The 24,706-nt window shown below is 47.3% G+C and carries 32 protein-coding genes and 1 tRNA gene; 31 read left to right on the top strand and 2 right to left on the bottom strand.

Translation table 11 applies throughout. From position 1 onward, the window contains the following. The first annotated feature begins 5 nt into the window (after window positions 1-5). Window positions 6-77: transfer RNA gene (locus PVA01S_RS01895), tRNA-Lys, on the top strand. A gap of 768 nt (window positions 78-845) precedes the next feature. Here the strand turns inward: PVA01S_RS01895 and PVA01S_RS01890 are convergent. Together PVA01S_RS01890 and PVA01S_RS27120 are read right to left on the bottom strand one after the other, a co-directional pair. Further along, a complete protein-coding gene (locus PVA01S_RS01890; RefSeq protein WP_127604686.1) occupies window positions 846-2,054 on the bottom strand; it encodes a site-specific integrase in 1,209 nt (402 codons plus the stop codon). Window positions 2,055-2,115: 61 nt separating this feature from the next. Then, on the bottom strand, window positions 2,116-2,811 hold the full coding sequence (locus PVA01S_RS27120) for a helix-turn-helix domain-containing protein (protein WP_244932870.1): 696 nt from the start codon (window positions 2,809-2,811) through the stop codon (window positions 2,116-2,118). A gap of 86 nt (window positions 2,812-2,897) precedes the next feature. Here PVA01S_RS27120 and PVA01S_RS01880 point away from each other — a divergent pair, with 86 nt between their 5' ends. From PVA01S_RS01880 to PVA01S_RS01735, 30 genes are all read left to right on the top strand, one after another. Next, entirely contained in the window at window positions 2,898-3,107 is a 210-nt protein-coding gene (locus PVA01S_RS01880; protein WP_244932869.1) for a helix-turn-helix transcriptional regulator, read from the top strand. Between the two features lie 27 nt (window positions 3,108-3,134). Beyond that, on the top strand, window positions 3,135-3,458 hold the full coding sequence (locus PVA01S_RS01875; protein ID WP_127604684.1) for a hypothetical protein: 324 nt from the start codon (window positions 3,135-3,137) through the stop codon (window positions 3,456-3,458). Window positions 3,459-3,491: 33 nt separating this feature from the next. Then, window positions 3,492-3,854: an excisionase family DNA-binding protein gene (locus PVA01S_RS27600; protein WP_307720662.1), complete on the top strand. Its 363-nt coding sequence runs from the start codon at window positions 3,492-3,494 to the stop codon at window positions 3,852-3,854. Between the two features lie 51 nt (window positions 3,855-3,905). Further along, window positions 3,906-4,211, top strand: a complete 306-nt coding sequence (locus tag PVA01S_RS01865) for a hypothetical protein (protein WP_127604682.1) — start codon at window positions 3,906-3,908, stop codon at window positions 4,209-4,211. Between the two features lie 327 nt (window positions 4,212-4,538). Further along, a complete protein-coding gene (locus PVA01S_RS01860) occupies window positions 4,539-5,000 on the top strand; it encodes a hypothetical protein (RefSeq protein WP_127604680.1) in 462 nt (153 codons plus the stop codon). Between the two features lie 15 nt (window positions 5,001-5,015). Continuing rightward, window positions 5,016-6,053, top strand: a complete 1,038-nt coding sequence (locus PVA01S_RS01855) for a replication protein (RefSeq protein ID WP_244932868.1) — start codon at window positions 5,016-5,018, stop codon at window positions 6,051-6,053. Then, window positions 6,040-6,453: a replicative helicase loader/inhibitor gene (locus PVA01S_RS01850; RefSeq protein ID WP_127604678.1), complete on the top strand. Its 414-nt coding sequence runs from the start codon at window positions 6,040-6,042 to the stop codon at window positions 6,451-6,453. The genes PVA01S_RS01855 and PVA01S_RS01850 overlap by 14 nt, the downstream gene beginning before the upstream one ends. Window positions 6,454-6,623: 170 nt before the next feature. Beyond that, window positions 6,624-7,169, top strand: a complete 546-nt coding sequence (locus PVA01S_RS01845; protein WP_127604676.1) for a hypothetical protein — start codon at window positions 6,624-6,626, stop codon at window positions 7,167-7,169. A gap of 461 nt (window positions 7,170-7,630) precedes the next feature. Then, the gene (locus tag PVA01S_RS26415; RefSeq protein ID WP_164751704.1) at window positions 7,631-7,789 is read left to right on the top strand and encodes a hypothetical protein; all 159 of its coding nucleotides are present in this window, start codon (window positions 7,631-7,633) and stop codon (window positions 7,787-7,789) included. Between the two features lie 1,338 nt (window positions 7,790-9,127). Further along, window positions 9,128-9,313, top strand: a complete 186-nt coding sequence (locus PVA01S_RS27685; protein WP_412760916.1) for an HNH endonuclease — start codon at window positions 9,128-9,130, stop codon at window positions 9,311-9,313. Between the two features lie 109 nt (window positions 9,314-9,422). After that, window positions 9,423-9,809 carry a hypothetical protein gene (locus tag PVA01S_RS01830; RefSeq protein ID WP_218029621.1) on the top strand — a complete coding sequence of 129 codons (387 nt, stop codon included), beginning with the start codon at window positions 9,423-9,425 and terminating at the stop codon, window positions 9,807-9,809. Beyond that, window positions 9,802-11,544: a terminase large subunit gene (locus PVA01S_RS01825; RefSeq protein ID WP_218029620.1), complete on the top strand. Its 1,743-nt coding sequence runs from the start codon at window positions 9,802-9,804 to the stop codon at window positions 11,542-11,544. The genes PVA01S_RS01830 and PVA01S_RS01825 overlap by 8 nt, the downstream gene beginning before the upstream one ends. Before the next feature lie 16 nt (window positions 11,545-11,560). Further along, the gene (locus tag PVA01S_RS01820; protein ID WP_218029619.1) at window positions 11,561-12,769 is read left to right on the top strand and encodes a phage portal protein; all 1,209 of its coding nucleotides are present in this window, start codon (window positions 11,561-11,563) and stop codon (window positions 12,767-12,769) included. Then, complete coding sequence (locus PVA01S_RS01815; protein ID WP_127604668.1) at window positions 12,753-13,403, top strand: HK97 family phage prohead protease; 651 nt, start codon at window positions 12,753-12,755, stop codon at window positions 13,401-13,403. The genes PVA01S_RS01820 and PVA01S_RS01815 overlap by 17 nt, the downstream gene beginning before the upstream one ends. 16 nt (window positions 13,404-13,419) lie before the next feature. Further along, entirely contained in the window at window positions 13,420-14,640 is a 1,221-nt protein-coding gene (locus tag PVA01S_RS01810; RefSeq protein WP_127604666.1) for a phage major capsid protein, read from the top strand. Between the two features lie 51 nt (window positions 14,641-14,691). Beyond that, window positions 14,692-15,282, top strand: a complete 591-nt coding sequence (locus PVA01S_RS01805; protein ID WP_127604665.1) for a hypothetical protein — start codon at window positions 14,692-14,694, stop codon at window positions 15,280-15,282. A gap of 10 nt (window positions 15,283-15,292) precedes the next feature. Then, window positions 15,293-15,565, top strand: coding sequence for a phage gp6-like head-tail connector protein (locus tag PVA01S_RS01800; protein WP_127604663.1), 273 nt, complete (start codon window positions 15,293-15,295; stop codon window positions 15,563-15,565). 14 nt (window positions 15,566-15,579) lie between these two features. After that, the gene (locus tag PVA01S_RS01795) at window positions 15,580-16,188 is read left to right on the top strand and encodes a phage head completion protein (protein WP_164751703.1); all 609 of its coding nucleotides are present in this window, start codon (window positions 15,580-15,582) and stop codon (window positions 16,186-16,188) included. Beyond that, entirely contained in the window at window positions 16,185-16,610 is a 426-nt protein-coding gene (locus PVA01S_RS01790; protein WP_127604659.1) for a phage tail terminator family protein, read from the top strand. The genes PVA01S_RS01795 and PVA01S_RS01790 overlap by 4 nt, the downstream gene beginning before the upstream one ends. Then, complete coding sequence (locus PVA01S_RS01785; protein ID WP_127604657.1) at window positions 16,603-17,025, top strand: HK97 gp10 family phage protein; 423 nt, start codon at window positions 16,603-16,605, stop codon at window positions 17,023-17,025. The genes PVA01S_RS01790 and PVA01S_RS01785 overlap by 8 nt, the downstream gene beginning before the upstream one ends. 13 nt (window positions 17,026-17,038) lie before the next feature. Then, complete coding sequence (locus tag PVA01S_RS01780; protein WP_127604655.1) at window positions 17,039-18,097, top strand: phage tail sheath C-terminal domain-containing protein; 1,059 nt, start codon at window positions 17,039-17,041, stop codon at window positions 18,095-18,097. Between the two features lie 13 nt (window positions 18,098-18,110). Then, window positions 18,111-18,536 (top strand): phage tail tube protein, encoded by a 426-nt coding sequence (locus PVA01S_RS01775; RefSeq protein ID WP_127604653.1) that lies wholly within the window; start codon window positions 18,111-18,113, stop codon window positions 18,534-18,536. An 11-nt stretch (window positions 18,537-18,547) separates the two neighbouring features. Beyond that, window positions 18,548-18,934, top strand: coding sequence for a phage tail assembly chaperone (locus PVA01S_RS01770; RefSeq protein ID WP_127604651.1), 387 nt, complete (start codon window positions 18,548-18,550; stop codon window positions 18,932-18,934). A gap of 195 nt (window positions 18,935-19,129) precedes the next feature. Next, on the top strand, window positions 19,130-20,905 hold the full coding sequence (locus tag PVA01S_RS01765) for a tape measure protein (protein ID WP_127604649.1): 1,776 nt from the start codon (window positions 19,130-19,132) through the stop codon (window positions 20,903-20,905). Window positions 20,906-20,917: 12 nt separating this feature from the next. Then, window positions 20,918-21,340 carry a hypothetical protein gene (locus PVA01S_RS01760; RefSeq protein ID WP_127604647.1) on the top strand — a complete coding sequence of 141 codons (423 nt, stop codon included), beginning with the start codon at window positions 20,918-20,920 and terminating at the stop codon, window positions 21,338-21,340. 4 nt (window positions 21,341-21,344) lie between these two features. Further along, entirely contained in the window at window positions 21,345-22,361 is a 1,017-nt protein-coding gene (locus tag PVA01S_RS01755; protein ID WP_127604645.1) for an XkdQ/YqbQ family protein, read from the top strand. Window position 22,362: 1 nt separating this feature from the next. After that, the gene (locus tag PVA01S_RS01750; protein WP_127604643.1) at window positions 22,363-22,692 is read left to right on the top strand and encodes a DUF2577 family protein; all 330 of its coding nucleotides are present in this window, start codon (window positions 22,363-22,365) and stop codon (window positions 22,690-22,692) included. Window positions 22,693-22,703: 11 nt separating this feature from the next. Then, window positions 22,704-23,129 carry a DUF2634 domain-containing protein gene (locus PVA01S_RS01745; protein WP_127604641.1) on the top strand — a complete coding sequence of 142 codons (426 nt, stop codon included), beginning with the start codon at window positions 22,704-22,706 and terminating at the stop codon, window positions 23,127-23,129. Between the two features lies 1 nt (window position 23,130). Then, entirely contained in the window at window positions 23,131-24,180 is a 1,050-nt protein-coding gene (locus PVA01S_RS01740; RefSeq protein ID WP_127604639.1) for a baseplate J/gp47 family protein, read from the top strand. Next, the gene (locus PVA01S_RS01735; protein WP_127604637.1) at window positions 24,170-24,700 is read left to right on the top strand and encodes a putative phage tail protein; all 531 of its coding nucleotides are present in this window, start codon (window positions 24,170-24,172) and stop codon (window positions 24,698-24,700) included. The genes PVA01S_RS01740 and PVA01S_RS01735 overlap by 11 nt, the downstream gene beginning before the upstream one ends. Window positions 24,701-24,706 lie beyond the last annotated feature (6 nt).

The following is a 24,706-nucleotide window of genomic DNA, read 5'->3' as shown; positions in this document are numbered from 1 at the left end:
AATTCAGGTCCGTAGCTCAATGGCAGAGCAACCGGCTCTTAACCGGTAGGTTGTGGGTTCGACCCCCACCGGGCCTATATATAAATGTCTCCCTACTGACCTTTAATTAGGTCAGTTTTTTATTTTTCAAAGAACAAATTTATGTGCCGTGCAGGCCAGCTCGTGGCGGGATCCCGCGACCGTCCCCATAAGTGGGGATTGTTTCGTCCGCTACTGCTGCGGACTCATCAGGTGGATCTATAAAACATCCACTCGATATCCGGTTTCATCCTGGAACGCAGCCGCCGGGGCAACCGCTAAAAGGTTCCTCGGAGAGGGTCGGAGTCGACCCGGCCCTCTCTACCCGATATAGAGCGAAAAGTACTGCGAATCCTTTGTAACTTGGAATCCCCCAATATTTAATCCTGATCGATTTATGAATTAATAAGATATTCGTTTTAGGGTGTTGGTTATTTTTGTTGGAAAGGTATGTTGAAAGTATAGTGGTTGAAATTCCATATCCAAATGGAATTGTCCTTCGTTAGGGGAAATTAATTAGATTGAGACGATTACAGAGAGATTTGGTGGACAAAAATTAAAAAATCAACCGTGATGAAATATCAGGAATACAAGAAAATTCTTATCTATCAAGGGTTTATTGAGGGTTATAACAAAATTCGGGCCCCGTCTCGCGACGAGGCCCTTTCATGGGAGATGTGAAATTTGCTGATTTTTATGATGTGGCACAGTCCTGAAACCTTTGTATATTGCGGGTTTTAGTAAATATTATAATGACGATTTTGGGGAACTATTGTTCGATTTTGAAAATTTGGTGCCCAATCGGTGCCCATTTTCGGTACCCAAGATTAGGCCTTTTTCCGGAATGGAATAACGATATCCTCGAAGGTACTGGCAGCTTCTCTGTCCACGCTTTCGAAGATATGACCATATATCTCCATCATCTTTGTATTGGAGTGGCCTACACGCTTTGCAATGGCCTCTGAATGGACTTTCTTGAAGATGAGCCATGATACCGATGTATGCCGCAGATCATGCAGTCTGATCGGCTTTAAACCGTGCTTACGGTGAAACTCAATCCAACGCTTTGTTAGCCGCTGCGGATCGTGCGGCTTGCCATTTAATGCGGAGAAGAGAAATTCATGTTGGCCGCCTTCCCATTTGTCCTCGATCTGTAGTCGCTCTTTCCTCCACTCGGATCGGAAAGTCTCCAGTTCTTTAATGACGGAAGGGGAGAGGGCGATTTTTCGAGCCGATTTCTTATTTTTTGGTCCTTTAATAACCGGTTCGCCGTTGCTTAGTTTTGGGATCGTCGTTTTGACCTCTAAGATGCCGCGCTCCAGGTCAATATGTTTCCATTCCAGCCCGGCCAGCTCGCCGCGGCGCAGCCCTGTGGTGACCGCCAGCATGATCAGTACCCGCAAGTGTGTAGGCTCGTCCTCTAAAGCTTGAAAAAGTGCCGCAATCTCACGCTCATCGTACACTTCCATTTCTTTTACATCGTCCTCTTTGGGCTTGGACACACCGGCCATCGGGTTATCCTTCAATACCCGCCAATCTACAGCCTTCGTAAAAATACTGCGCAGAACACGGTAATTATATACGAGCGTCGCCGATCCGAGAGGCTTGTCCTTTTTTCCGTCATTACGAGCTGCAGGGCTCCGCAGATATTCCATGTAATCATTAATGTGCATAGTTTTGATTTGATCCAAATGCATGTGACCAAAGTAGGGGAGAATGCGCCGCTTAGTGTGATAGAGGTAGTTGTCTCTTGTTTTCACTTCAAGATCTACGTCAACAAACTTGCTAATCCATTGCTCGACGAAAGCCTCGAAGGTCATTTTCTCCAATCGTACGTATGTGCCGGCCTCAACCTCAAGCTGGAATTTACGTAATTCGGTGTCCAGGTAATTTTCTAGCCGCTTTGGTGCCCGGAGCAGCGCAGGATCATCTACCCTTATCGTCTTTTTCTTTTGGACCCGCTTTCCTTTGGCATCATAACCAAGCTCAACTATCAAGCGCCACGAGTTGGTGCCGCGTTTTTGGATGCTGCCCATGTTGAATCAGTCCTCCCTTGAAGCCCTGATCGCTATTTTAAATTTAATAGTTAATGTTTTTTTATGACTGGCTCGACTTACTTTTCTTATTTATTCTGTCAGCAAAAAGACCATCAAGAAATGCCATAATTATTGTTCTATCTTCATTGGTTAGGTCATGTCCTTTGTAAGATGTCAAAGGACTTTTTATTTCGTAATAAAGATCTCCATAAGGGTATTCACGGGGATTAATTTCTAATAGCACCATATTGATATCATCAAAGAAACGAGCGAAATGATGTATATCTTGATGCGTACCTGTTTTTTCTAATTCCCTTGCAAACTCTCTTATCCCGTTACGGGTTAGTTCAAAGGTATCTCCTAATAAGTTCTTGTACTTATTTTTCACCTCATTTAATTGCGGTTCAATTTTCTCTAGATGTTTTTTTGTGTGTTTCATAAATAAGTTATTGATTAGTAATTCAGCAAGACCCACTACATCAAGTGATCGTTTTAAATCAAGTGTCTTTGTTCTGTCTTCCGCGCTTATAATTCCCACTTTTTCAGCTAGATCAAGATAAGGATAATTATAAACTTCCGCTAGCTTTTTTAATGTTTCTGGAGAGGGCATCCTTTCTTTTCCCGTACGCGGATCGAACCCTTTCTCAAGGCTGCTTAAATACGTATGACTTACTCCAGAAAGTTTTTCTATTTCCCTTAAGGATCTCTTACCCCTAAGCTCCCTTAAAAACTCTCCTATATTTGAAATGATCTCCACTCCCCTATAATTTGAACATTTTTGCTATTCGGGACTTGCAAATATGATAACACTGATGTATAGTATTGATCAAGGAGGTGGTATTCATGAATAGCAACAAACTACGGGTAATTAGGAAGGAAATAGGTATGCCCCTTTCGGAGTTAGCTAGACGTGCAAAAGTAAGCCGTACAACAATAACAGAAATTGAACTGCATGGTCGTATTCCAAAGGGGGATATAATGTTGTCTATTAGTGCAGCTTTAAATAAGGACCCTAGGGAAATTTTTTTTATCCAAGATGCTATTCAAGAATAGCAATTTTGTATCGAAGGGAGGAGCAGAATGAACAACGTGTCATTTGTTAAAACGAGAATTGATCTTGAGCGCAAGCATTTCCCACAAGGTGTGGCCCCGGATGCAATCCGACTCCTGGACGATGTTGAGCAACTACTTAGCAAAGCCTATCAAGCCGGTTTGAAAGCAGCGGAGCAATCGGCGCCGCAGCCATGGAGCAATCAGAGCTGCTTCGGCTATGCGATCATGGCGGCCGAGCGGATTGGTATGGGCGAGAAAGAAATTCAGCGCCTTGTCCGAGCTATGCACAACCGTTTCGACATGATCACGTTGGCAGAGGCTGCTGAGCATTATCGCAAGTCGCCGTATTAAGCGGAGATGATAAAAAAGTGAGGTGAGTAAGATATGCAAAAACATACGAAGAATGTCACATCCATATTGCCTTTACACCAAACGCTTCTCTCAGACCATCAACCAAAGCCGACGGTCGAAATGCTGCTCCTCCAGGTAATTCAACTCCTACAAGCCCAGCAGCAGCCTGCAGCACCCAATGTGAACGAAACGAACACCGCGGTTCCGGAGCAGGAAACGCTTGATGTTGGTGAGGCAGCAGAATATTTGCGGGTGTCCAAGTGGATTATTTATGACATGGTTCGTTGCAAGCAAATTCCATTCTTCCGGGTCCGCACAAGGATATTTTTTAAAAGACGTGAGCTCGATCAATGGTGTGCGCAGCAGGGGGCGCGGAACAGCAGCACCAGCAAGTAGGCCAGGACCAAGGTTGCTTCTAAATTGTACAAGCAGAAAGGGGCGAGTTCAGTGAAGAAAATCAAAGTCAAACCGTTTCAAGGAAGGCCTCACCAAGCCTTTCTTATCGACCAAACAAATGCGATCCGCAGCAACGGCACTGAGATTGACTTAATAAAGGTCGTGCCCACGAATCAGGAAGGTGTATACGCCCCATCAGAGCCGTATAACTACATCCAAGTCGCTACAGGTGGACGAGCTCTAAAAACGCTTGAAACGGTCGTAGAGAGGCTTAAAACGATGTCGGCATACGCGTTGCTAACCGAACATTACGACATTCAAGAAGAGGTTTTCGATGTTATGAAAAAGAGGAGTTGATAGGCACACGTTGGTGCCTGGGGAATGGCATTAAACGCAGCGTTCAAATGAAAAAGACTCCCTCAATTTGGCGATTGAGAGAGTCCATCTAATCCGAAATCTACTCGTTAGTTCTTAGCGGGACCGCGAGAGGATTTCATAAATATCACGAGGCAATGCTCTTGCTTGCCATTATAGCCTATTAGCGTCCTTTAATGCAAGAGTATTTTGCCTCCATGGGAGGATAAAATATGCAACAGACTAACATCAATCTCCAGATCTGCGAATGGCTTCATCTTTCACAATGCAAGACTGACGTTTTGGATGCGCTAGGTGCCTTGCTTGACGATGGCTGCAAAAACACATATGCAGTCGAGAAACTACTTACAACTGTGCGCTCTTTGCACGAAATGGAAACGAATCTCTTTGATTCAATTTGAAGGAGTGGTGCAAATGCCTAAGAGAATGAAGCGATCCCGCGGATTTTACAGAAGTCTCAAGCCTTATAACTACCGGAAAGAACGGATTGCAGTAGTTGAGTTTTGGCTCCAACACAAAGAGGATCCGGCGAAAGATGTCCATTTCTACGTTTACTGGATGAGTGAGAGTGAGATCGGAGAAGCGATGCAATACCTCCGTGAGAAAGATAAAAGCGACTACAAAGATCATACGTGGATAAGGCACATTGCTGTTCCTAGGACACGCAGGCAAAGAGCCATTTACAAGAGCCGAATGTCTTCATTGAATCATCTCAGCAAGTTTCTCGATGAGTTTCCGGGGGAAGCTGAGCAAAATACAGGGCTTCACTAAGTAGGTGGGAGGAAAGTGAGCGAACCACAAAAGAAAAAAACTTCGTTCATAATAACTGAAATGAACATTTACGATCAGCTTTTCAGTCGGAAGTTAACAGAGCGGCAGCAAAAGATTGTCAAATTCATTCACCGTCTTTCTAACGGCTGCCAAAGGGAGAGCGCCTATATTCCAAAGCTGAAATATTTTGAGCTCTGTGGCGTTCGCATTCAGGACACAAAAAAAGAACTCTCTGTTCTTAGGGATTCAAATGTCATCCATTGGGATGGAGATCACAACTACTCACTGAACCCGAATTATTCCGAATGGGATATCAATTATGTGGGTGGCTGGGATCAGGAGGCATTCGAAGAATTATTGCATCTTAACCTTAAGGGAGTAGTTACGAAAAGTGTAAATGAGTCGAAAGAAGGGGTTTACGAAAAAAGTAACTTTTATGATGATGATAGTTACGAAAAAAGTAACTCGGAAGTTACGAAAAGTGTAAATGATGAGTTACGAAAAGTGGAAGTCGAAGAAGGCGCAAACCCTTGTGGTTCTAAGGCTGAGCAGGTGTCTATAGATAGTATTATATATAGTAATATAGATAATAAAAAGATTATAAATAATAATTCTTCTTCTCGAAGCAAGAAAACCACTTACTCCGAGGACAACCAGTATTATCAAATGGCTGTTTATTTTTATGAAAAAGTAAAAGAAGCAGCTTACGCCAATAACAAGGGTCATTTAGTGGAAAATGCGGATTTGCAGAAGTGGGCAGATGAATTCCGGAAAATCGTGGAGCTCGATAAGCGAGATGCGCTGGAATTGAAGGATGTGATCGATTGGGCTACAGCGGATCCATTTTGGCAAATTAACATCCTTAGTCCGGCTAAATTACGAAAGCAATACGTCCAGCTTGCAATGAAGATGGACCAAAAGCCTTCAGCGAGCAGCAGTGGTCGAAAACGAGTGTCGAGATTCGAGCGAAACAAGGAACTTCTTCTTAATGGGAAGCCGGCCGATTACTCAATGAATTTGGGTCGAAGGGAGATAAACGATGAACACGAGTGAAGTAAAGGAACTTCTCAGATTAGCATGCGCTAATTACACCACATGGGAACTCAACGCGGATTTAATCAACTTATGGGAAACAGAGCTCGCTGATTATCCGTATGAACTGGCCGTCAAGCATTTACGCGAACACATGCACTCAAATAGATTTCCGCCAACACTGGCTGATATCATGCGGGTGGACCTTCAAAAGGAGCGGCTTTTCACTCTATGGCTCAAAGCAAAACGAGATGACGCCTTCGATGAATTTGTTAGAAATGGCGGGGATCCGGATGCATTTGACCATGCATCGTGGGATAAGATCGTTCAAAGCAAAACATACAATGCGCCTGATCTTTATGAAAATATAATTAGAAACATGTTCTCAGGGTTCGGGCGTCCTAAAAAGTACCTGGAATAATTGCCTATGGGGATGGATGGGGAGAAGGCATGAGTCTGGAAACAATGGCTCGGCTTTGGTTTAATCGTAGTCCGGCGCAGCATGCGGTGATCGTTAAGAATATCAAACGTAAGCGTCATATTTTAAATTCATATTTTAAATTATATTAAATCTTAAGGGAGCGATTAACCATGGAATTGACCAGACAAAAACTTGAGGGACCTATCGAAATGATTTATTCGAGTGCTGGAGAGGTCACTCACCTTTTCGAGATAATGAAAAAATACGGCGTTAGATGCAGCTTAGAATTGAACACCAATGATTCAGCCAATTCGTTGATTTCAATTGCGCAAGCTGCAGTAAAGGTAGACTACCTGGAAGGGGATACCGTGGTTATTCATTTGGACGAAGCTGAATTTGCCTTCGACTTGGAAAACCATTGCTTCGGCAAATACGTGAGTGATTGTCAAATTGATATTTGCATATCAAGTGAACATTACGTAGCTTGGTTCAATAGTGGAACTATTCCGGAAGAGGGGATTGAAGAGGCGAGTCATCTTTCTAATGAGTACAAAGATGAATACTGTGCCATTGAGATGACTGATAAGCAAGCAGCTGCGGAAGAGTTAGTGAAAGTGGCCGGCTTGCTGAGAAACGGTTGGAACGTCTGTGAATGCAGTTTTGATTCAACAGAGGATACCCGCACGTTGTACTTAACAATGAACAATTCTCAATGATGACCTACTCGGACTAAAACACAAAAAAAATGAACCAAAAACGGCCCAATCCGGGAATTGTTGAACCCCACGCGGTCCTTTTCCCGTGTTATATTGTAAATGTAAGAAATTGAGCAACACCCCAACCGGCTCGGGCAGCAGCCGGACACGTAGAGAAGCGATTCGCTACCGCTTCTCCTGCATCGCTTATACAGGCACTCTCCTAACCGAGGGTGCCTTTTCTAACATTCGATTACTCCGCATCTCCCTAAAAGGCAGCCTATGTATCTCTCCTCATCCGGGGCAAAGGATGAGGGTAACGAGGCTGCGCCTCCTTTCGACCGTGACTTCAACGGCAAAGGTGCGGATCGAAGGCGCATGCCGCCCGCGTAAGCAAGAGGCGGATAAAGAAATCTTTAGGTTAAACCATACTGACAAGCTTCCTCCTACAGCATAGACTTAATGTTGAGGGGGTGAGTTAATTGGGTTTCAGATATGACGCAAGGAATTTGACCGGTCAACAGAGGGCGATCATTGATCAAAGAGACCAAGCTGATGCGGAGGCGAAAAAGAAGCTTAAACAAAAAGAAGAAGAAGAGGATCAAAAAAAGAAAAAAGAACTGCCTGAAAAGAAAGAATAGCACCCACCGCGGTGCTTTTTTTTATTGCCGGAAACGTGGTGGCGGAATAGGGTAGACGCTAAAGCTTAGGTTGTGTCGTCCAAGCGATCGAGGGTAGCTCCCCGAAAGCAACCATGCAAGGTGCAAATCCTTGCCCACGTTTATAAACGGTGACCAGCGCTCCGGCGCATCACATATATCCCTGTTCCAGTAAGCCCTATCCATTGGAGTGCCAAAAACAGCACTATGCAGACGTGCCTGCGGGTAGGCAGGGCAGGTTGCTCCCGATGAGTCGGGAAGCGGTCATTGGAAGTCGGCTGGGAGCAATAGCTCTGAGAGCCGCAAACCTAAACAGCATCCACAGGGTGCCTGCCCCGATGCGCATGCGGGAAGTATAATACATGCGCTTATTTTGGTTTAGGGAGATGATGGTTTATAGATACAGTTACTGTTACCACTGACATAGAAGAATACAAGCCTTATCCGAATGCAAACTGCCAATGGTGCGGAGATACAGGAGAATTTGAAGATGAGGATGGTTGCGTCTGGCCGTGTGTGGAAGGATGCAATAAATCAATGCCTTGCAAAGGCTGCAGCGACACCGGACGTCACCTTTTCAGCAAAGACGGCTTCTGTGTATGTGCAAAGGGCCGCGAGATGAAAGAGCTGCATTAGGCGAGGCTGGATGCTTATTTTGAGTCTTTGGGAAAAACAGCGATAGAACAAGCGAGAACTCGTCTGATGTAGAATGGATGTTCTTATTAGACTGAAATTGATTAAACACCGGACTTGACTGTTTTTTTGACCCGTTTGTATAATGGTGTTATTCCTCTCTAGTAACTAAGTACATATTCTTTTAAAGCACGAGCGCAGCAATGTGCGGTCTTGCTCAAATTTATACGATTATCGAAACCCGTATCGAGGCACATGTTCTCGCTCGGGTTTTTTATGTTTTATCGCGATTTAAAAAATAAGGTTCGAAAATATATCGGTCATCGGCGGTTTTCAGACGATGATCTAGGGCGGGTGAATGCCGTTAGGCAGAGGGGCGACTATGAGCCCCTTTTCTTTTTAAACACCACCTTTGTTACTAAGTACGTATAAATACCACCGATTGGAGGTGCTTTGTATGCCTCAAAAACTGAAGAGGGCCTGCAACCAACCGGGCTGCCCGGAGCTTACACATAACAGGTATTGCCGTCAGCGTAAGAAATGACGGCACATAATGGTTAATTAATTTAAATTAATAAAGGGAGGTGTAAGTCTGTGGCCAGGCATCCAGAAATATATGCGGCGGCCGAATGGGAAAGAGCAAGACAGTTCGTCATTATCAGGGCGAATGGATTGTGTGAAGCGTGCATGCGTAAAGGCCGGATTAAGAAGGGGAAGGACGTTGATCATATCATCGAGCTGACGGATGACAATAAGCATGATTGGAACATAGCGTATAACCCTGACAACCTTCAGTACCTATGTACTGACTGCCATAACCATAAGCATGATCGAAGCAATGGCCTACAGATATTCTTGACACCACCTCCATGAGTGCTGCGACCCCCCCGGGGTCAATAATTTACGGGTACATATAGGATACCGTACTCGGGAGCTTCAAAATCACTCGCGGGTCATGCGCGTACGTAGAGGGGGTGTAGCGGTGCCGAAGGAAATAAGCAAAGATAAGAAGATTACAAAGGAGTACAATAGACTTAAAAATCTCTTCAAAAACATCCCAACAAATACGCTGAAGGCTGTTGACTCACTGCTCAAAAACGCCGCATTCATGACCGTCACGCTTGAGGATTTGCAAAAGAAGATCAATGATGAGGGTGCCGTATCGAAATATCAAAATGGTGAGAACCAGTGGGGAACTAAGAAGAGCCCTGAAGTTGAAATTTTCAATACGATGATCAAAAATCATGTGTCGATCATGAAACAATTAACTGACCTTATCCCGGAAGATCCGCCGCCGCCGCCCCCGCTTCCACCGCCGAAGAAGCAAGATTCGTTTGAAAAAATTTTAGCGCGTGGTTCCGGTGGATAACGTTCCGCAGTATATCCGGGATTGGCATGATTACGTTGAGCGTGAGCCGCAAAATCACGGCAAGGACATAAAGGCGTTAAAAAAGCTGGTCGAAAGATTACTTAAAAGCAAAACGGTTTGGTACGATCCGATCGATGTTGAAGCATTCGTGGACTTTTGTAAACTTGTCAAGCACCGGGAGGGACGCTGGGCAGGCCAGCCACTTGAACTGTCCATCGAGCAAAAATACATTGTCGCTTGTATCTTCGGCTTTAAAATGTACGACGAAGAGCTCGATATGGAGGTGCGATACTTCCGCGAGCTTGTTTTGTTTGTCGCGAGAAAATGGGGCAAGTCAACGTTTATTTCTGCCGTCGCCACCTTTCTGCTTATGGCGGACAGGGAGCCGGCTGCGCAAATTTGGTGCTTAGCTACTCAGAAGCAGCAGGCCTCGATCGTTTACGAAAGCGCGAAGGCGTTTCTTGCGTCCAGCGATGTACTGACGCCTCCGGATCAACCGAGGAAACATTGGCGAACGAAACGGGATAAGGATAACTCCGAAATACTGTTATTTCCAGCCACGGGCAGCTACATGAAGGCAGGCAGCAAGAACAGTAACTCGCAGGATGGTTTAAACCCTCACGCCTTTATCATAGACGAGTGCCACGCTATCAAGGACCGGAACACTTATGACGTATTCTCGTCCGCTGGAGGGGCCCGTACGCAGCCGCTAGGGGTTATCATATCCACGTTCGGGTTCGAACGAGAAGGCATATTTGACAGCGTCCTAGAGCGTTGCCAGAAGGTTCTTTCAGGCAAGAGCAAAGAGCGCATGTTTCCGATGATTTTCATGATCGATGATGATGACGATCCTGCTGACCGGTCGTGCTGGATTAAAGCCAACCCCGGCACACGCGAGGGTAGACCAACGATAAGCTACCTTGAAGGTGAGTATCAAAAGGCGCTCGAAGATCCCGCACAAATGCCGTCTTTCCTGGCGAAGCACCTGAACCGGGCCAGCAGCTTGAGCGTAGTTTACTTCGATCTGCAGAAGGTAGATCGGTGCGCTGTTGATATGACAGAGGACATGATTCGCGGGAAGTATGCGGTCGGCGGGGTGGACATGGCTGAAACAACGGACTTGTGTTGCGCGTCGGCGTTAGTGCCGTTTGACGGCAAGCTGCATCTCTTTCAAAAGTACTTCATCGCCAGGCAGCGCATTGAGCAGAACAGTAAAGCTGATAAGATGGCATATGAGAGCTTCTGCAACACAAACGCTACGGACCAGCTCAACAAAGAGTTGCTGCACATCTGCGAAGGCAGCATGGTTCGCAAATCGGACGTCACGGCATGGTATATAGAGTTGGCTGAGAAGTATGACGTGACGTTTTGGAAGGTCGGCTATGACCGCTGGCACGGTGGCGACTGGGTAGATGACATGGAGATGAATGGTTTCCCTAAAGAGGATGGAGAAGGACGCGGAGTGACGTTCCCGGTAGCACAAGGGGCAAAAACGCTGTCCGCCCCGATGAAGGAAACTAAGTCACTGTTTGAGGATGGTATCATCCGGTTCAGCCGCCATAACGGATTGTTCCGGTGGTGTACAACAAACACGGCAGCAAAGATTGACTCGAACAACAACATACAGCCAGACAAAGCCAGGAGCAAGGCACGTATCGACGGGTACGTGTCTTTTTTGATTGCCTATATTGCTTATTTAAAGGTGAGAGACATGTTTGAAGAATATCAGCCATGAGGGAGGTGAGAAAATATTGGGAATTTGGAAACGAGCAGTTAGCGCAGTTAATGCGCTTCGTGGAAAGAACGATGTTACGGCCGCAAAAGTGATCGACTTGCTCAACAAAGGCATGCCGCTTTCGTTTTTCGGAAGAGATTTATACAACATCCCCGAAGTCCGAACGGCGATCAACTTTATCGCTGAGAAAGTCGGAAGTATACCGTTTTATCATGCCCGCGCGGACAATAACGGAAATATTGAAATGGTGAACGATCGTGTTCAATATGTCTTGACCGTGCGTACGAACCCGTATCAATCGCCACAGGTTTTTTGGACGTACGTGACAACCCGCTTACTTTTGAACAACAACGTGTTCATCATGCCTGACTGGGGAGATGCCGGACAATTACGAGCACTGTACGTACTGCCCTTTTCACAGTTCGAATTTACACAGGATGAAGACGATCGCCTGATCATCAAGTTTCCTTATGCGAGCAGCTATCAGTTTTACTATGACGACATCATCCACCTACAGCGTTTCCCGACGCAGTTAGGAGGGGCCCAAAGGCAAGCCACGGGTGGGTATGTTCAAATCGTTAACACCATGCAGGCGCAAGCCGTCAAGGACTCAGAAAACAGTCAACGCATCGCCGCCTTGCTGCAGGTGAAGACGCAGCTTAAGGGAACGGATATGAAAAAGAAGCTGGATGAGTTCAAGGACCTTTTCCTGACTTCTGAGAACACAACCGGCTTCGGCATGATCGGCGCTGAGTATGAAGTTCACAATCTGGACATGAAGCTTAATCCACTCAACAAAGATGTTCTGGAAGCGATCGTCAGCTACCTATACCTCTATTTCGGCGTCTCCCGTGAAGTCGTAACGAATACCGCGACGGAAATCCAGTACGAGCAGTTCATTGACAATATGATCAAGCCGATCGTGTTCCAGGTCGAGGAGGAGCTGACGTATAAGTTGTTCTCAGATACCGAGATTCATCACAATAACAAGATCTTGGCCGAGTTGATCGATCTGGAGATCAGCACACTGTCAGCAAAAACAACCTTTTTCAAGGAGATGCTGTTCGGTAGCGTTATGACCCGTAATGAGATCCGGAAACGAATCGGACTCCCGAGAGGCCCGAAAGAGTTGGACAACTACATGGAAAGCAAAAACTTCCAAACACTCGATCCGGGAAATTATACCGTGAAGGGAGGTGAGACAACTGATGCAAACGGGGGATAAAAAGTCGCCGCTTTCGTCTCAAAGCATGCGGAAGGTGCAATATGAAGGTGATCGTTCTCGATTCCGGGCTATCACTGAAGAAGTGGATGGTCAGCAGGTACGGAGGATCCGCGGCTATGCGATTCTGTTCGGCGTCATCGGGCGGCCATGGCGGGGTAGTGAATGGGTGGAAAAGGTGGACAAAGATGCGCTGTCCGGCGTCGATTTTTCTAAACTCGTCATTCTTTGGAATCATAATCCCGACTGGATTCTTGGTCGAAGTGGTAAAAATCTGAGGACCGTTGTTGATGACACCGGTCTTTTTGTTGATGTCACGCTCGGGAATACCTGGATCGATGACTATGTATTTGATCGGGTTGAAAAGGAAATCGTCGATGGCATGTCTTTCTGGTTTGATAACAAAGCCATTGTCGCAAGCGACTGGGCCAATAAAATCGATGTCATTGTAAAAATCAATGAGGTATACGAAGTCAGCATTGTGCCGTTCCCGGCTTATGATGAGACGGTCGTGATCGCTGAGGAAGTTGCCGGTGATCCGGAACCGAATAATCCAAATCCCGAGCCGGAACCGACACCTGATACGGAAGACGAAGCTCGAAAACAGGCATTGATCAATCTTATCGAGCAATTATAGGGAGGTATATTGAATCATGGGAAAACTGAGTCAAAAAGAAGCGGCAGAGTTGAAGCGTGAAAAAAGTGAGCTTGAGCAAAAACGCCTGGCCCTTAAAGAGAAAGTGAAAAATCACCGTGACATGTCCACCGAGGATATCACAGATGCAACCGAGGAGCTGCGCAGCATGGGTGAACGCATCGATGAGATTAACGAACAACTGTCCAATGCGCCAGAAGACTTTAAAAGGGGGCCAATACCGCAAATGAAGACAAATGAAATCAACGAACAAAACTTCCGTAGCTCCGCTAAATACCGCGATGCTTTTTACCGTAGCTTCATTAATCGCAGCGTATCGACTGAAGATGCGGAAATCATGGAGATGGGCAAGCGTTCCATCACCGACATGAATGGTGGGAGCATCACCAGCGGGGCGGCGTACCTGGTACCGCAAACCACACTCGATGTGATCAATTCCGTTATCGTTAAGTACGGACAAGTGTATGCAGCAATCACGAAATACGGCTTCACCGGCAATGTAAGCCTGCCGATTGGTACAGCAGGATCTCCAACGGATAATGGAGATGGGACGGCTACGCTGAACTTTACGTTCACCGAAGCCAATATAAGTCAAGAGGCCATTGTGGCCACAATCAAGGTGAAGAACTTGCTTCTGAAAAACAGCATTTCCGCGCTCGAGACGTATTTGGCTATGGAAATGGGTAAATACCTTGGAACATATCTGGACAATGCGGTTATCAACGGCGACGGCGGCACATTCACTGGTATTATTCCATCGATCACGGCGGCGCCATCGGAGAAACAAACTTACTCGCTAATGGATTGGGCTCAATTGATGGATATCGAATCGGATGTAGATAGCCCGTACGGAGACGATGCGGTGTTTATAATGCGGCGCAAGACGTTCTTCAATCGCTTCCGGAAGATGTCGGATGCATCTGGTGCGCCTATTACAACAACGATTCCGGTTATAACGGGCAACGGTAAAACCCAGTTTTTTCTTGACGGGCATCCAGTTATCTTTACGACGGCCATGCAGATCGACGACATTCTGTTTGGCGACATCAAGCAGTATGTTGTTAACGAATCGCAGGAAATCACCATCGAATCGTCCAGCGTCGGCGATGACGTGTTCGGGAAAGATCAAACAATGTGGCGCGGTAAGGTTTATAGCGGCGGTCTTCCGCTCTTTGCCAAAACAACATTCACGTATTACGCATATCAGCCTACACCGTAAGGAGGGGAAACTGCCCTTCCTTAATTTTTTTGAGAAGGAGACAACAATCGCATGAGCAGATTTCATCCGAAGATTGATAATCAAGTGCCGAGTGACGTTTACGGGAAGAGGCTTGAACGCATGTATCCGGTCAGGTTACAGGTATCGGCAGACAAGGCCGTCGCGCAAAATCTAACCGGGGTACTTACCGCGACCGCATTGACGGCAGCAACGCAGGATATCACTGCAGGCATTACTAGTCCTGCCTTTCCTAGAAGTCTCAGGATCACGGGGAACGCATCCGGAATTGCTGGAAATGTGGTCATCGAAGGAACGAACTACGCGGGCGAGGTGATCAGCGAGACGATTGCCTTGAATGGCTCAACCGCTGTCGAAGGAAACAAAGCATTCCGAACGGTGACAAAAATTAACCTCCCTGCACGAACGAACGCATCTGGCGATACAGTTAGCGTTGGCTGGGGAAATAAATTGGGCTTACCTTATCGGTTGCCACATAACACCGTGCAAATGGCGTTCCGAAACAACGCGAAGGAAGGTACAGCGCCGACCGTGACCACGAGCGAAACGGCATTGGAGAGCAACACAGTTCTGCTTAACAGCGCACTTAACGGAACGGCGGTAGACGTTTACCTGTTCGTTTAGGTGAGCGCCTATGACAAACGAGGAGATTCTCGAAAAGGTTAAGTCGGGCCTAAGTGTTAGTGGTACGCACAATGATGTCGCGCTCATGATCAAAACCATCGCCGTAAAAGAGTACATGCTGAATGCCGGAGTTACACAAGCACAGATTGAAACTGACTTGGGCATAGCGACTCTGACCATTGGCGTAGGAGACTTATGGAACCTGAACGCTGGTGAAGTAGAATTCTCCAATGCCTTCCTCTACATCCTCCTGCCGCAGCTGATGGCGGTGAGTCTGCCGTGAGGATGACAGAGTCAGTGCAGCTGTTTAAGCTCACATATGCATCGACACCATCTGGAGACAGCATTACTCCGGCTCCGACGAAATCGATATTTGCGGAAAAGAAGTCTATTCGGATGTCCGAATTTTATCAGGCCTTTGCCAGCAGGTTGAGTCCTGAGGTCATGTTCATTATTTGGGACGACGAGTACAACGGTGAAGAGCGGCTAGTGTGGAATGGTACAGTCTATAAGATTGACCGGACTTTCGCGACAAAAAACCGCCGTTTAGAGGTCGTCTGCACACAGCTGGATGATATCAAGACAAACCTCTCCCGTCTGCGTGATACGGTTCAGATTTGGCACAACACGTTTGTCCTGAACAGTATGAATGAACGCTCACCGTCTACATCGCTACTCTACACGGTGCAAGCGGAGATCGACTACAAAGGCGGCGGAACTGGACTTGGTGAAGGAGAAACGGTTGAAACGACAACGAACGCCGTGGTTACGATCATATACCGCGATGGCATCACGCCGGACATGTTCTTAATGATTGATGGGAATCGTTGGGATATCGAATTCATCAGCAATCCATACAATCACAATGAAACGCTGCAGCTAACGGTTAGGCAGGTGACTCCATGATGCTGACAAGAGCACAGATCAACAAGGCGATAAACGACAATATCATTGCGGAATTTCCAACGGTTCCGATCCAGAGCATTGACGTTGAGGAGGGCTTTCAGCGGCCCTCTTTTTTCGTGACCTTGGAAACTCGGAACACAGAGAGCTTCCTTACAAACGCGCTGCGAGAGATGACGTGCCAGATACTATTTTTCCCATCGGACCGAAATAAGTACAAGGAAGAAGCCTACGACGTGCAAGACAAGCTTGAAATATTGTTCGGCTTAAATTTCGCCGTAGGTGATCGAGTCATCACAATTGACGGAGCCTTTACGGACATCGTGGATAAGGTCGTTCATTACAATTTCGACTTTTCCTATTATGAAGATGTCCAGCAACCGGAATCGGGCGAGTTGATGCAGGAGTTGAAGTTCAATGAGTGACTTCAATATCGACTTGAGAGGTCTGGACAAGTTCAAGAAAGAACTGGATGACCTGCAGCGACACTTCCCTAAGCAAGCTAGGCAATTGATGATGAGGTCAGGATCCAAGGCCAGAACCATCGTCGCAAGAAAAGCACGTCAACTTGTCCGCAAGCAAACTGGAAATTATCACAAGTCGATAAAACGCGGAAAAGTGTGGATTGACGACAGTTCAGGCGAAGTAAAAGTCAGGGTATATACACGAGCTCCGCACGGGCATCTCATCGAGCTCGGTCACCGTATTGTTGGAAAAGACGGCAGCGAGCATGGATTCAAGCAGGGTTACCATGTATTCGATAAAGCAACAAAGGAAATTGAAGATGCCTGGACAACCATCTTAGAAAAAGAGTTTGACCGCATAATGAGTAAATTATGAAAGGGTGACAGCAATGGGCTTGCCCGAAATTAATATTACGTTTTCCGGCTTGGCCGTGTCCGCGATCCAGCGAAGCCAGCGCGGAATTGTTGCGCTGATTCTCAAGGACGATACGGACACCACGTTTGAACGCAAAGAGTATACGTCTGTGACGGAGATTGACCCACTGGATTGGACGGCAACGAACAAAGCGTACATTGAACAAGCTTTCCTCGGCGTTCCATCGAAAGTCATTGTTGAGCGTTTGGCCGTAGCAGCTTTAAACTACAACGAAGCCTTAACGCGGCTATCGTTCAAAAAGTGGAACTACTTGGCGGTACCGGGAATTGCGGGAGCTGACACGACCGCAGTTGCTACTCAGATCAAAACATGGCGCGATACCGATAAGCGCACGTACAAAGCAGTGCTGCCTAACATCGTTGCTGACCATGAGGGGATTATTAACTTCACGACCGAGGGCATTGTTGTAAATGGTACAACCTACTCCGCTTCGCAGTACACCGCACGGATCGCCGGCATCCTCGCAGGGTTGCCTTTCACACGTTCGGCTACGTACTACGTCCTGCCAGAAGTCGAAGCGATTACGGAACACACGACACCGGATGCAGATATTGATGCGGGAGAGCTCATTCTGATCAATGATGGCGAGAAAATCAAAATCGGCCGCGGCGTAAACTCCCTCACCACGACAACAACGAGCAAAGGACAAGACTTCAAAAAAATTAAGATAATCGAAGGACATGACCTTGTTAAGGAAGATATTACGCGCACGTTTAATGATGAGTATGTCGGAAAGGTCAATAACAGCTATGATAACCAGGCGTTGTTCATTACGGCCGTCAATGCCTACCTGAGAGGCCTGCAACCGGACGTGCTGGACCCGGCAGCGGATAATCTAGTTGGTGTGGATGTTGAGGCGCAGCGTCTCGCATGGGAAGGGGTCGGGACGGATACAAGCTCGTGGGATGATCAGAAGGTTAAGAATACGAGCTTCCAGTCAAAAGTATTCTTGTCCGGCAACCTGAAGTTCCTCGATGCTATTGAAGACCTCGCATTAAAAATCTCGGTGTAAGGTGGTGGAATGAGTGACACAAAATGCAAGCAGAGTGATTTCTGGCACTTATGGCCGAGTATGGGTAAACGGCGAACTGTGGGCGGAAGTGGATGAATTCGAAGCCAAAGTGACAGTGACCTATGAAGATATCAATTTTGCCAACGAAGGCGGTACACGTCGGAAAGCTACAGGCTGGAACGGCGAGGGCAGAATGGTGATCAAGAAAATCTATTCTCGCGTACAGAGAGCGATGGCTGCAAACGTTCGAAAAGGAATCTACCCACGGTTCGAAATCGTCGGCAAGGTTGCGGATCCGGATGCATTTGGTGCTGAACGAGCCGCATTGCATGATGTTACAATCAGCGAATTCAATCTGCTTAGATTTGCAAATAAAACGCTTGGAAGCGAAGAAATCCCTTTCGCCTTCGGGGACTATGAAATTATCGATATGATCTAGGAGAGGATTCCATGAGTAAAAAGCTAACCATTAAGGACCTGTTGGCGCAAAAGGATCAACTCAAGCAAAAGAAGCGGCGCCGGCAGACACTGCATATCGAGTCGCTGGATGCAAAAATTGTGATCGAGGAGCCAAGCCGGGCACTCGCGCTCGAGGCTATTGGGATGGTACAGAATGATCAAGGTGACGTGGCTGATGCCTACGTGGTCTATAACTGTGTTGTCGAGCCGAACTTGAAGGACCCGCAGCTTCAGAAAGAGTTTGGCTGCGCCGAACCGACCGATATCGTGGATCTGATTTTCCGCGCGGGCGAGATCAGCGCGATTAGCGGGCAAGCTCTACAATTGGCGGGTTTCGGACAAGGCGTAAAGAAGGTTGACGAAGAGTTAAAAAACTAATCCAGAGCGACCCTGACTTTTACTTTTTGCACCACTACGTGCAACGGGGTTTCGCTCTGGATTATTTGCTTAATTTGGATTTTGTATCCAAACGGTTCATGATGCAATCGATGGTCAAGCATTACGAGGAAGAAAGCAAACGCTGGGGGTCAGCATAGGGGGCTCCCTTTTCCTCTTGAAGGGAGGCGCAGTGGATTGGGCGTTAAAGATATCTCCAAAACAATGACGTTGAAAGATGGTGTTTCCGGTACGCTTGAAAAAATGAGCGCCGGAACCGTTCGATATAAAAAGACATTGCAGGATCTTAAAGAAACGGCAAATAGCACTTGGTCAAGCATTAAAACGGGCGCCGCCGCAGTTGCCGCAGCCACAGGAGCAATGTCTGCCGCTGCTGTTGGTGTCGGTATTAAGGCAAATGCAAGTGCTGAAATGGCAGAGAAATCTTTCGGAATCCTGCTTAATTCCACAGATTCAGCAATAAAGATGGTATCCGATCTACAAAGCCTGTCCACGCAATCGCCATTTGAATTTGCAGGGTTACAAGAGGCGGCTAAGACACTGCTTGGAATGGGCTTTGCAGGCAATCAAGTTGTACCGATGCTGCATAGTCTTGGTGATGCTGTGGCTGCTGTGGGCGGCAATACCGAACAAATGAAAGGTATTGCTCTGGCCATCGGGCAAATTCAAGCTAAGGGCAAGTTGAGCGCGGAGGAAGTTAATCAGTTAGCTGAGCGCGGGGTCCCAGCTTGGACATTATTAGCAGAGCAAATGGGCAAAACGCCGGCAGAATTAATGAAGTTGGCTGAACAAGGCAAATTGCTTTCGGATCAAGTCATACCGCTGTTAATGACAGGATTGAACAAGCGATTCGGCGGATCTATGCAGGAAATGTCTAGTACGTTCGAATATACGATAGCCAATATTAAGGAAACAGCGACTTTAGGACTCGCCGGAGTGACGAAACCACTATTTGCGGAAATCAAAAAAGACTTGCAAGGCGTTCAGGACTTAATGGCAGGGAATGATGTTAACACCTGGGGCACTCGTTTTTCCAATGCGCTTTTAGGCATATATAACGGGGCGAAGGCAGCTGCCGGAGCAGTATTTTCAGTTGCCAACTTCGTGGTTAATAACTGGGGTGTTATCGGTCCGATCGTATACGGTGCAGCAACTGCTTTTACGGCATATGGCGTAGGACTTGTTGCTGTCCGCGCATGGACTCTAGCGACAGCAGCCGCAACTTGGATTATGGCCAATGCGCAACTAGGGCTGGGTGCAGCTATACGAGCTAATCCGATAGGAGTTCTCTTAACCTTACTAGGTTTACTTGTCACTGCTGGAACGTATGTTGTTCAGAACTGGGAGCAAGTCAAACTGGCTGGCATGAACACCTGGAATGTTATTGTGGATGCTACCCAGTGGGGAGTAAACGGGGCGATCGATCTGGCCAATGCCTTAATGCGATCCTTTAATTATGTCTGGGACAGCATTAAATACTACGGTACTTCGATCTGGAACGTTATTATATCTGCAGCTGAAACAGGGATAAACGCGATACTGAAAAAGATATCCCCATTCAGCAGCCTGCTAAGTAAAGCCGGAATTAATATCCCTGCCAGTGTCGATTTTTCCGGGGCTAAATCGGTAGCTGTGAAGCCGACCGTTGAGTGGGACAAAAACTGGATTAATCACGTCAGCTTAAGCAAAGGCAAATTCAGTGACGATTCCATTATGGCGCAGACCCAAAAGGCCCAGGCGGAACGGGACAAGAAGCAGCAACAAAACGAGGACAAATTAGTAGCCGCACTCAATGAGAATACAAAAGCGACAAGCGCCAATACGGATTCCACCGCCATAAATACAGCTGCTACCGATGCCAACACCGCAAGGCTCAAAGATAACCTGAGCCCGATGGAAATTGCCGATACGCTGTTTAATCGAATTGACCGCCACTTATGGGCCAGCGGGTAAGGAGGTACGAGCATGATCCAGGTATTTCTCTCGATTAATAATAACGAAGAAGTCATTCAACTGCCTGTTCCTCCTTCCGAGTACGAGATACAGAGCCCATGGAATAACAGTCAGGCGAACGGTATGCGGCAATCTTTAAACCGGATCGGGTTAAGGGGGCTGAAGGACATCGAGATCCAGAGCTTCTTTCCGATCCGGGACTATCCGTTCCTCCAAAATCGCTCCATGTGGGGCGTGGATTACGTGGATACGATCGAGCGCTGGAGGGAACGCCGGTATCCGATTCGTTTGGTCATCGTTGATTCCGGAGGGCGAAAGAACGTCAATATGCCTGTTACGATTGATGATTTCGAGCACGGTGTAAGAAAAGACGGGGACATCTACTACACCCTCAGGATGACCGAATTTACCTTTGTGGATACGACAAGGCGGTGATGATATGTTTCAGCTGCTTCTCGTAAAAAACGACGGAACGAGGACATACGACATCACCCCGATCACCGGAACGATCAGCTGGGATTCTAACTTATCTCTCATGGCCGTCATGACGTTTGACCTCATCTGGAATGACACAAGGTTCTTCCCGGTAAATCCGTGTGACCTGGGCGATGTTGTTCTGCTTATAAAGGGTAACGAGGAAGTATACCGAGGCGTCATCGTCACGGAGGGGCGTTCCGGGCGCGAGGCGATCAAGTACACGGTATACGACTATGCGTGGTATCTGGGGAAGTCCAAGAGCGTTTACCAGTTCAACAAAATCCCTGCTTCCCAGGCGATCACCAAAATTTTAAACGACTTCGGCATGCCAATCGGCAGCATTCCAGACATGAATACAATCATCGACGACATCTATCTTGAAAAAAGCCCGGCCGAGATCATTGAGGATATTTATAAGCGCGCGGAACGTCAGACCGGCAAACGGTTTAACGTGGAGCAGCGGCAAGGCAAAATTTACTTCGAAGAGATGAAGGATCTCATCATCAAGGGCACGTTCAAGCTGGCCGATAACGTTGAACCCTACGATGTAATGGCTAATCCTCTCGGGGCGGATCGAACGCGATCTATTGAGTCCATGCGAAACCGAATTAAAATCCTCATCGAGCGTAACGAGCAGGACACGGAGCAAGCCAAATATGAGGTCGTTGCCTTAGCGCAGGACGAAGCGCTAATCAACAAGTACGGGCTTCTCGAGGAAACGTACAAGATCGATGCAGAAGATCAAGCTAAAGCTCGCGAGGTATCCCGTATCCTCCTTCAGCGCCTAGCGAAGATCCAGGAGACCAACAGCCTGAAGCTGATGGGAGACGTTGCTTTGAAAGCCGGCAGATTATTGGATGTCGCCGAGCCGATTACTGGAATATCAGGGCAATTTATGATCATCACGGCAAAGCATACAGTGGCGAATCAGATGCATGTAACAGAGCTGGGCCTGGCTCCTCCCGAGGCGGTGAAATAATATGGACAGCATCGATAAACTGGCCAAGAAGATTGCCGATCTGCATAACGTCAATCGCAATCCACCTAGCACGGCGCCGCGCATTGGTACGGTAGCCGACATAAACCCGCTGAAGATTCAGTGGGGCGACCATATCATACTAGCGGAGGGCAAGCTTTTCATTCCGAAAATTTACCGGGAGGGATACATGATCCCGAACCGATACCAAGCGACCGACGGCAGCATGGTGGAGGAGACGATCCTCTGGAAAATTGATCTTGCTGTAGGAGACAAGGTCATCATCATACCCGACGAAAACCTGAAGATGTGGTATATCGTTGATGCCATCTAAGGAGGTGGATTATGCTTCCCAAAATAGCACAGTTGGAATATGACAGTTCGGACACGGCGCCATCGACAACGGTACATAAAACGTACGACTGGGACTTTGATGCGGGGGATTTCCGGTTGTCGGACGGGAAGATGATCGAATTGACCGGGGCTGAATACCTGAAGGTGTGGATCCAGAAAGCGCTGCGATCAGCCAAGGACAGCCTGATTTATGCCGGGACCGGATTCGGCAGCGAGCACCACTCGCTAATCGGTAAAAGCTTTAACCCTGCGTTTAGTCAAGCCGAGTACGAGCGGATGATTCGGGAAACGCTGCTTGGGAATGATGCGATATCCCGCGTGGACAACTTCGCATTTTCGCAAACAGGCTCAAGGCTTACGATCAGCTTCGATGTCCAAAGCATTTACGGTACTCAAGGCGAGGAGGTGACGATCTAGCATGACAATCTTAGAGGATATGCTCTCTGCGGTTTCGGACGATCACGATAAGCGCCCTGGGTCATTTATTTATGATGCCCTGGCTCCTGCAGCGGAACAGTTTTCGAAAACGGATGATGCCATATCTGCCGTGCAGGACAAACTCAGCATCGATAATCTATCCGGGGACGAGCTCGCTCAGCGGGTAAAGGAACGGACAGGGATTGATCGTAAAGCGGCGACAAGAGCAAAAGGCAGCGTGACGGTAACCGGCACCGGAACCATCAACACGGGAGACCTGTTCGAGACATCTGGCGGGGTACAGTTCCGGGCGACTGAGAGCAAAAGCATCACGTCAAGCGGCACCGTATCCGTTGAGGCCGTTATAACCGGTGCAGGCGGAATAGTCGCGGCTAATACGATCAAGCTATTTCCTATCACACTGGCCGGGTTTACGGCCGTGACAAACTCTGCCCCCACGTATGACGGATTTGACGCAGAATCGGATGCAGACTTGCTGGCGCGTTATTACGAGATTATTCGAACACCGGCTACTAGCGGGAACAAAGCACACTACGTGAATTGGTCAAAAGAAGTCGCGGGCGTGGGGCTTGCAAAGGTATTTCCGCTGTGGAACGGAAACAACACGGTTAAGGTTGTGATCATCAACTCGGACCGGCTTCCAGCTTCCGTACAGCTCGTCAGCGACGTACAAGATCATCTTGACCCGGGAGTGACTGGGCTTGGTGATGGTGCTGCTCCGATCGGTGCGTTTGTTACGGTCACCAGCGCAACCGGAGTAACGATAAACGTTGCAGCTACAATCGCACTATCGGCAGGATATACACAACCGCAAGCTATCGACAACATTACGGCAAGCCTGACTAAATACCTGCAGGAGATCGCTTTTGTGGAAAGCATTGTCAGTTATGCAAAGGTGGGTGCCGCTATTTTGGATAGCGCAGGCGTTGAGGATTACTCCGGCCTGACGGTTAACGGAGGGACTGCAAATGTATCCATTGGCGCCGAACAAGTCGCAGTTCTAGGGACGGTGACTATCAATGTCGCATAGCGGGGATATGATCAAGCAACTACAGCCGTTCCAGCGTAAGTCAGCAGTCTACAAGGCAATATTTGATGCAAAGGCATCGCAGTTTGAAAACCGGGCTGCGGCAATTGCTGATTTACAGTTGCAACTCTCGGTTGACACCGCGACTTGGGCGCTGGACATCTACGAAAAGGATCACGGCATACCTACGGATCGGAGCAAGCCATACAGTGAACGCAGGTCGGTTATCAAATCAAAAATGCGCGGTACTGGTAAAGTTGATTCTGTGCTAATTGAGATTACAGCCGAATCATGGACAAATGGAGAAGTAGAAGTAAGTTTTGATGGACAAATTGTTATTAAGTTTATAAGCGAAGTTGGTACTCCATCAGGCATTGATGATTTAAAGAAAGCAATTGAAGAAATTAAACCAGCGCATTTAGCTGTGAGATATGAGTATAAATATCTATCTATTGCAGATGTAGAAAGTATGACCATTGACCAATTAGAAACTATAACTTTTGATAAATTAGCATGGAGGTAATATAAG

Source organism: Paenibacillus validus NBRC 15382, assembly GCF_004000985.1.
GTDB classification, from domain to species: Bacteria; Bacillota; Bacilli; order Paenibacillales; family NBRC-103111; genus Paenibacillus_G; species Paenibacillus_G validus.
The sequence above is the reverse complement of the archived record's forward strand: the minus strand, read 5'-3'. Positions and strand labels throughout refer to the sequence as shown.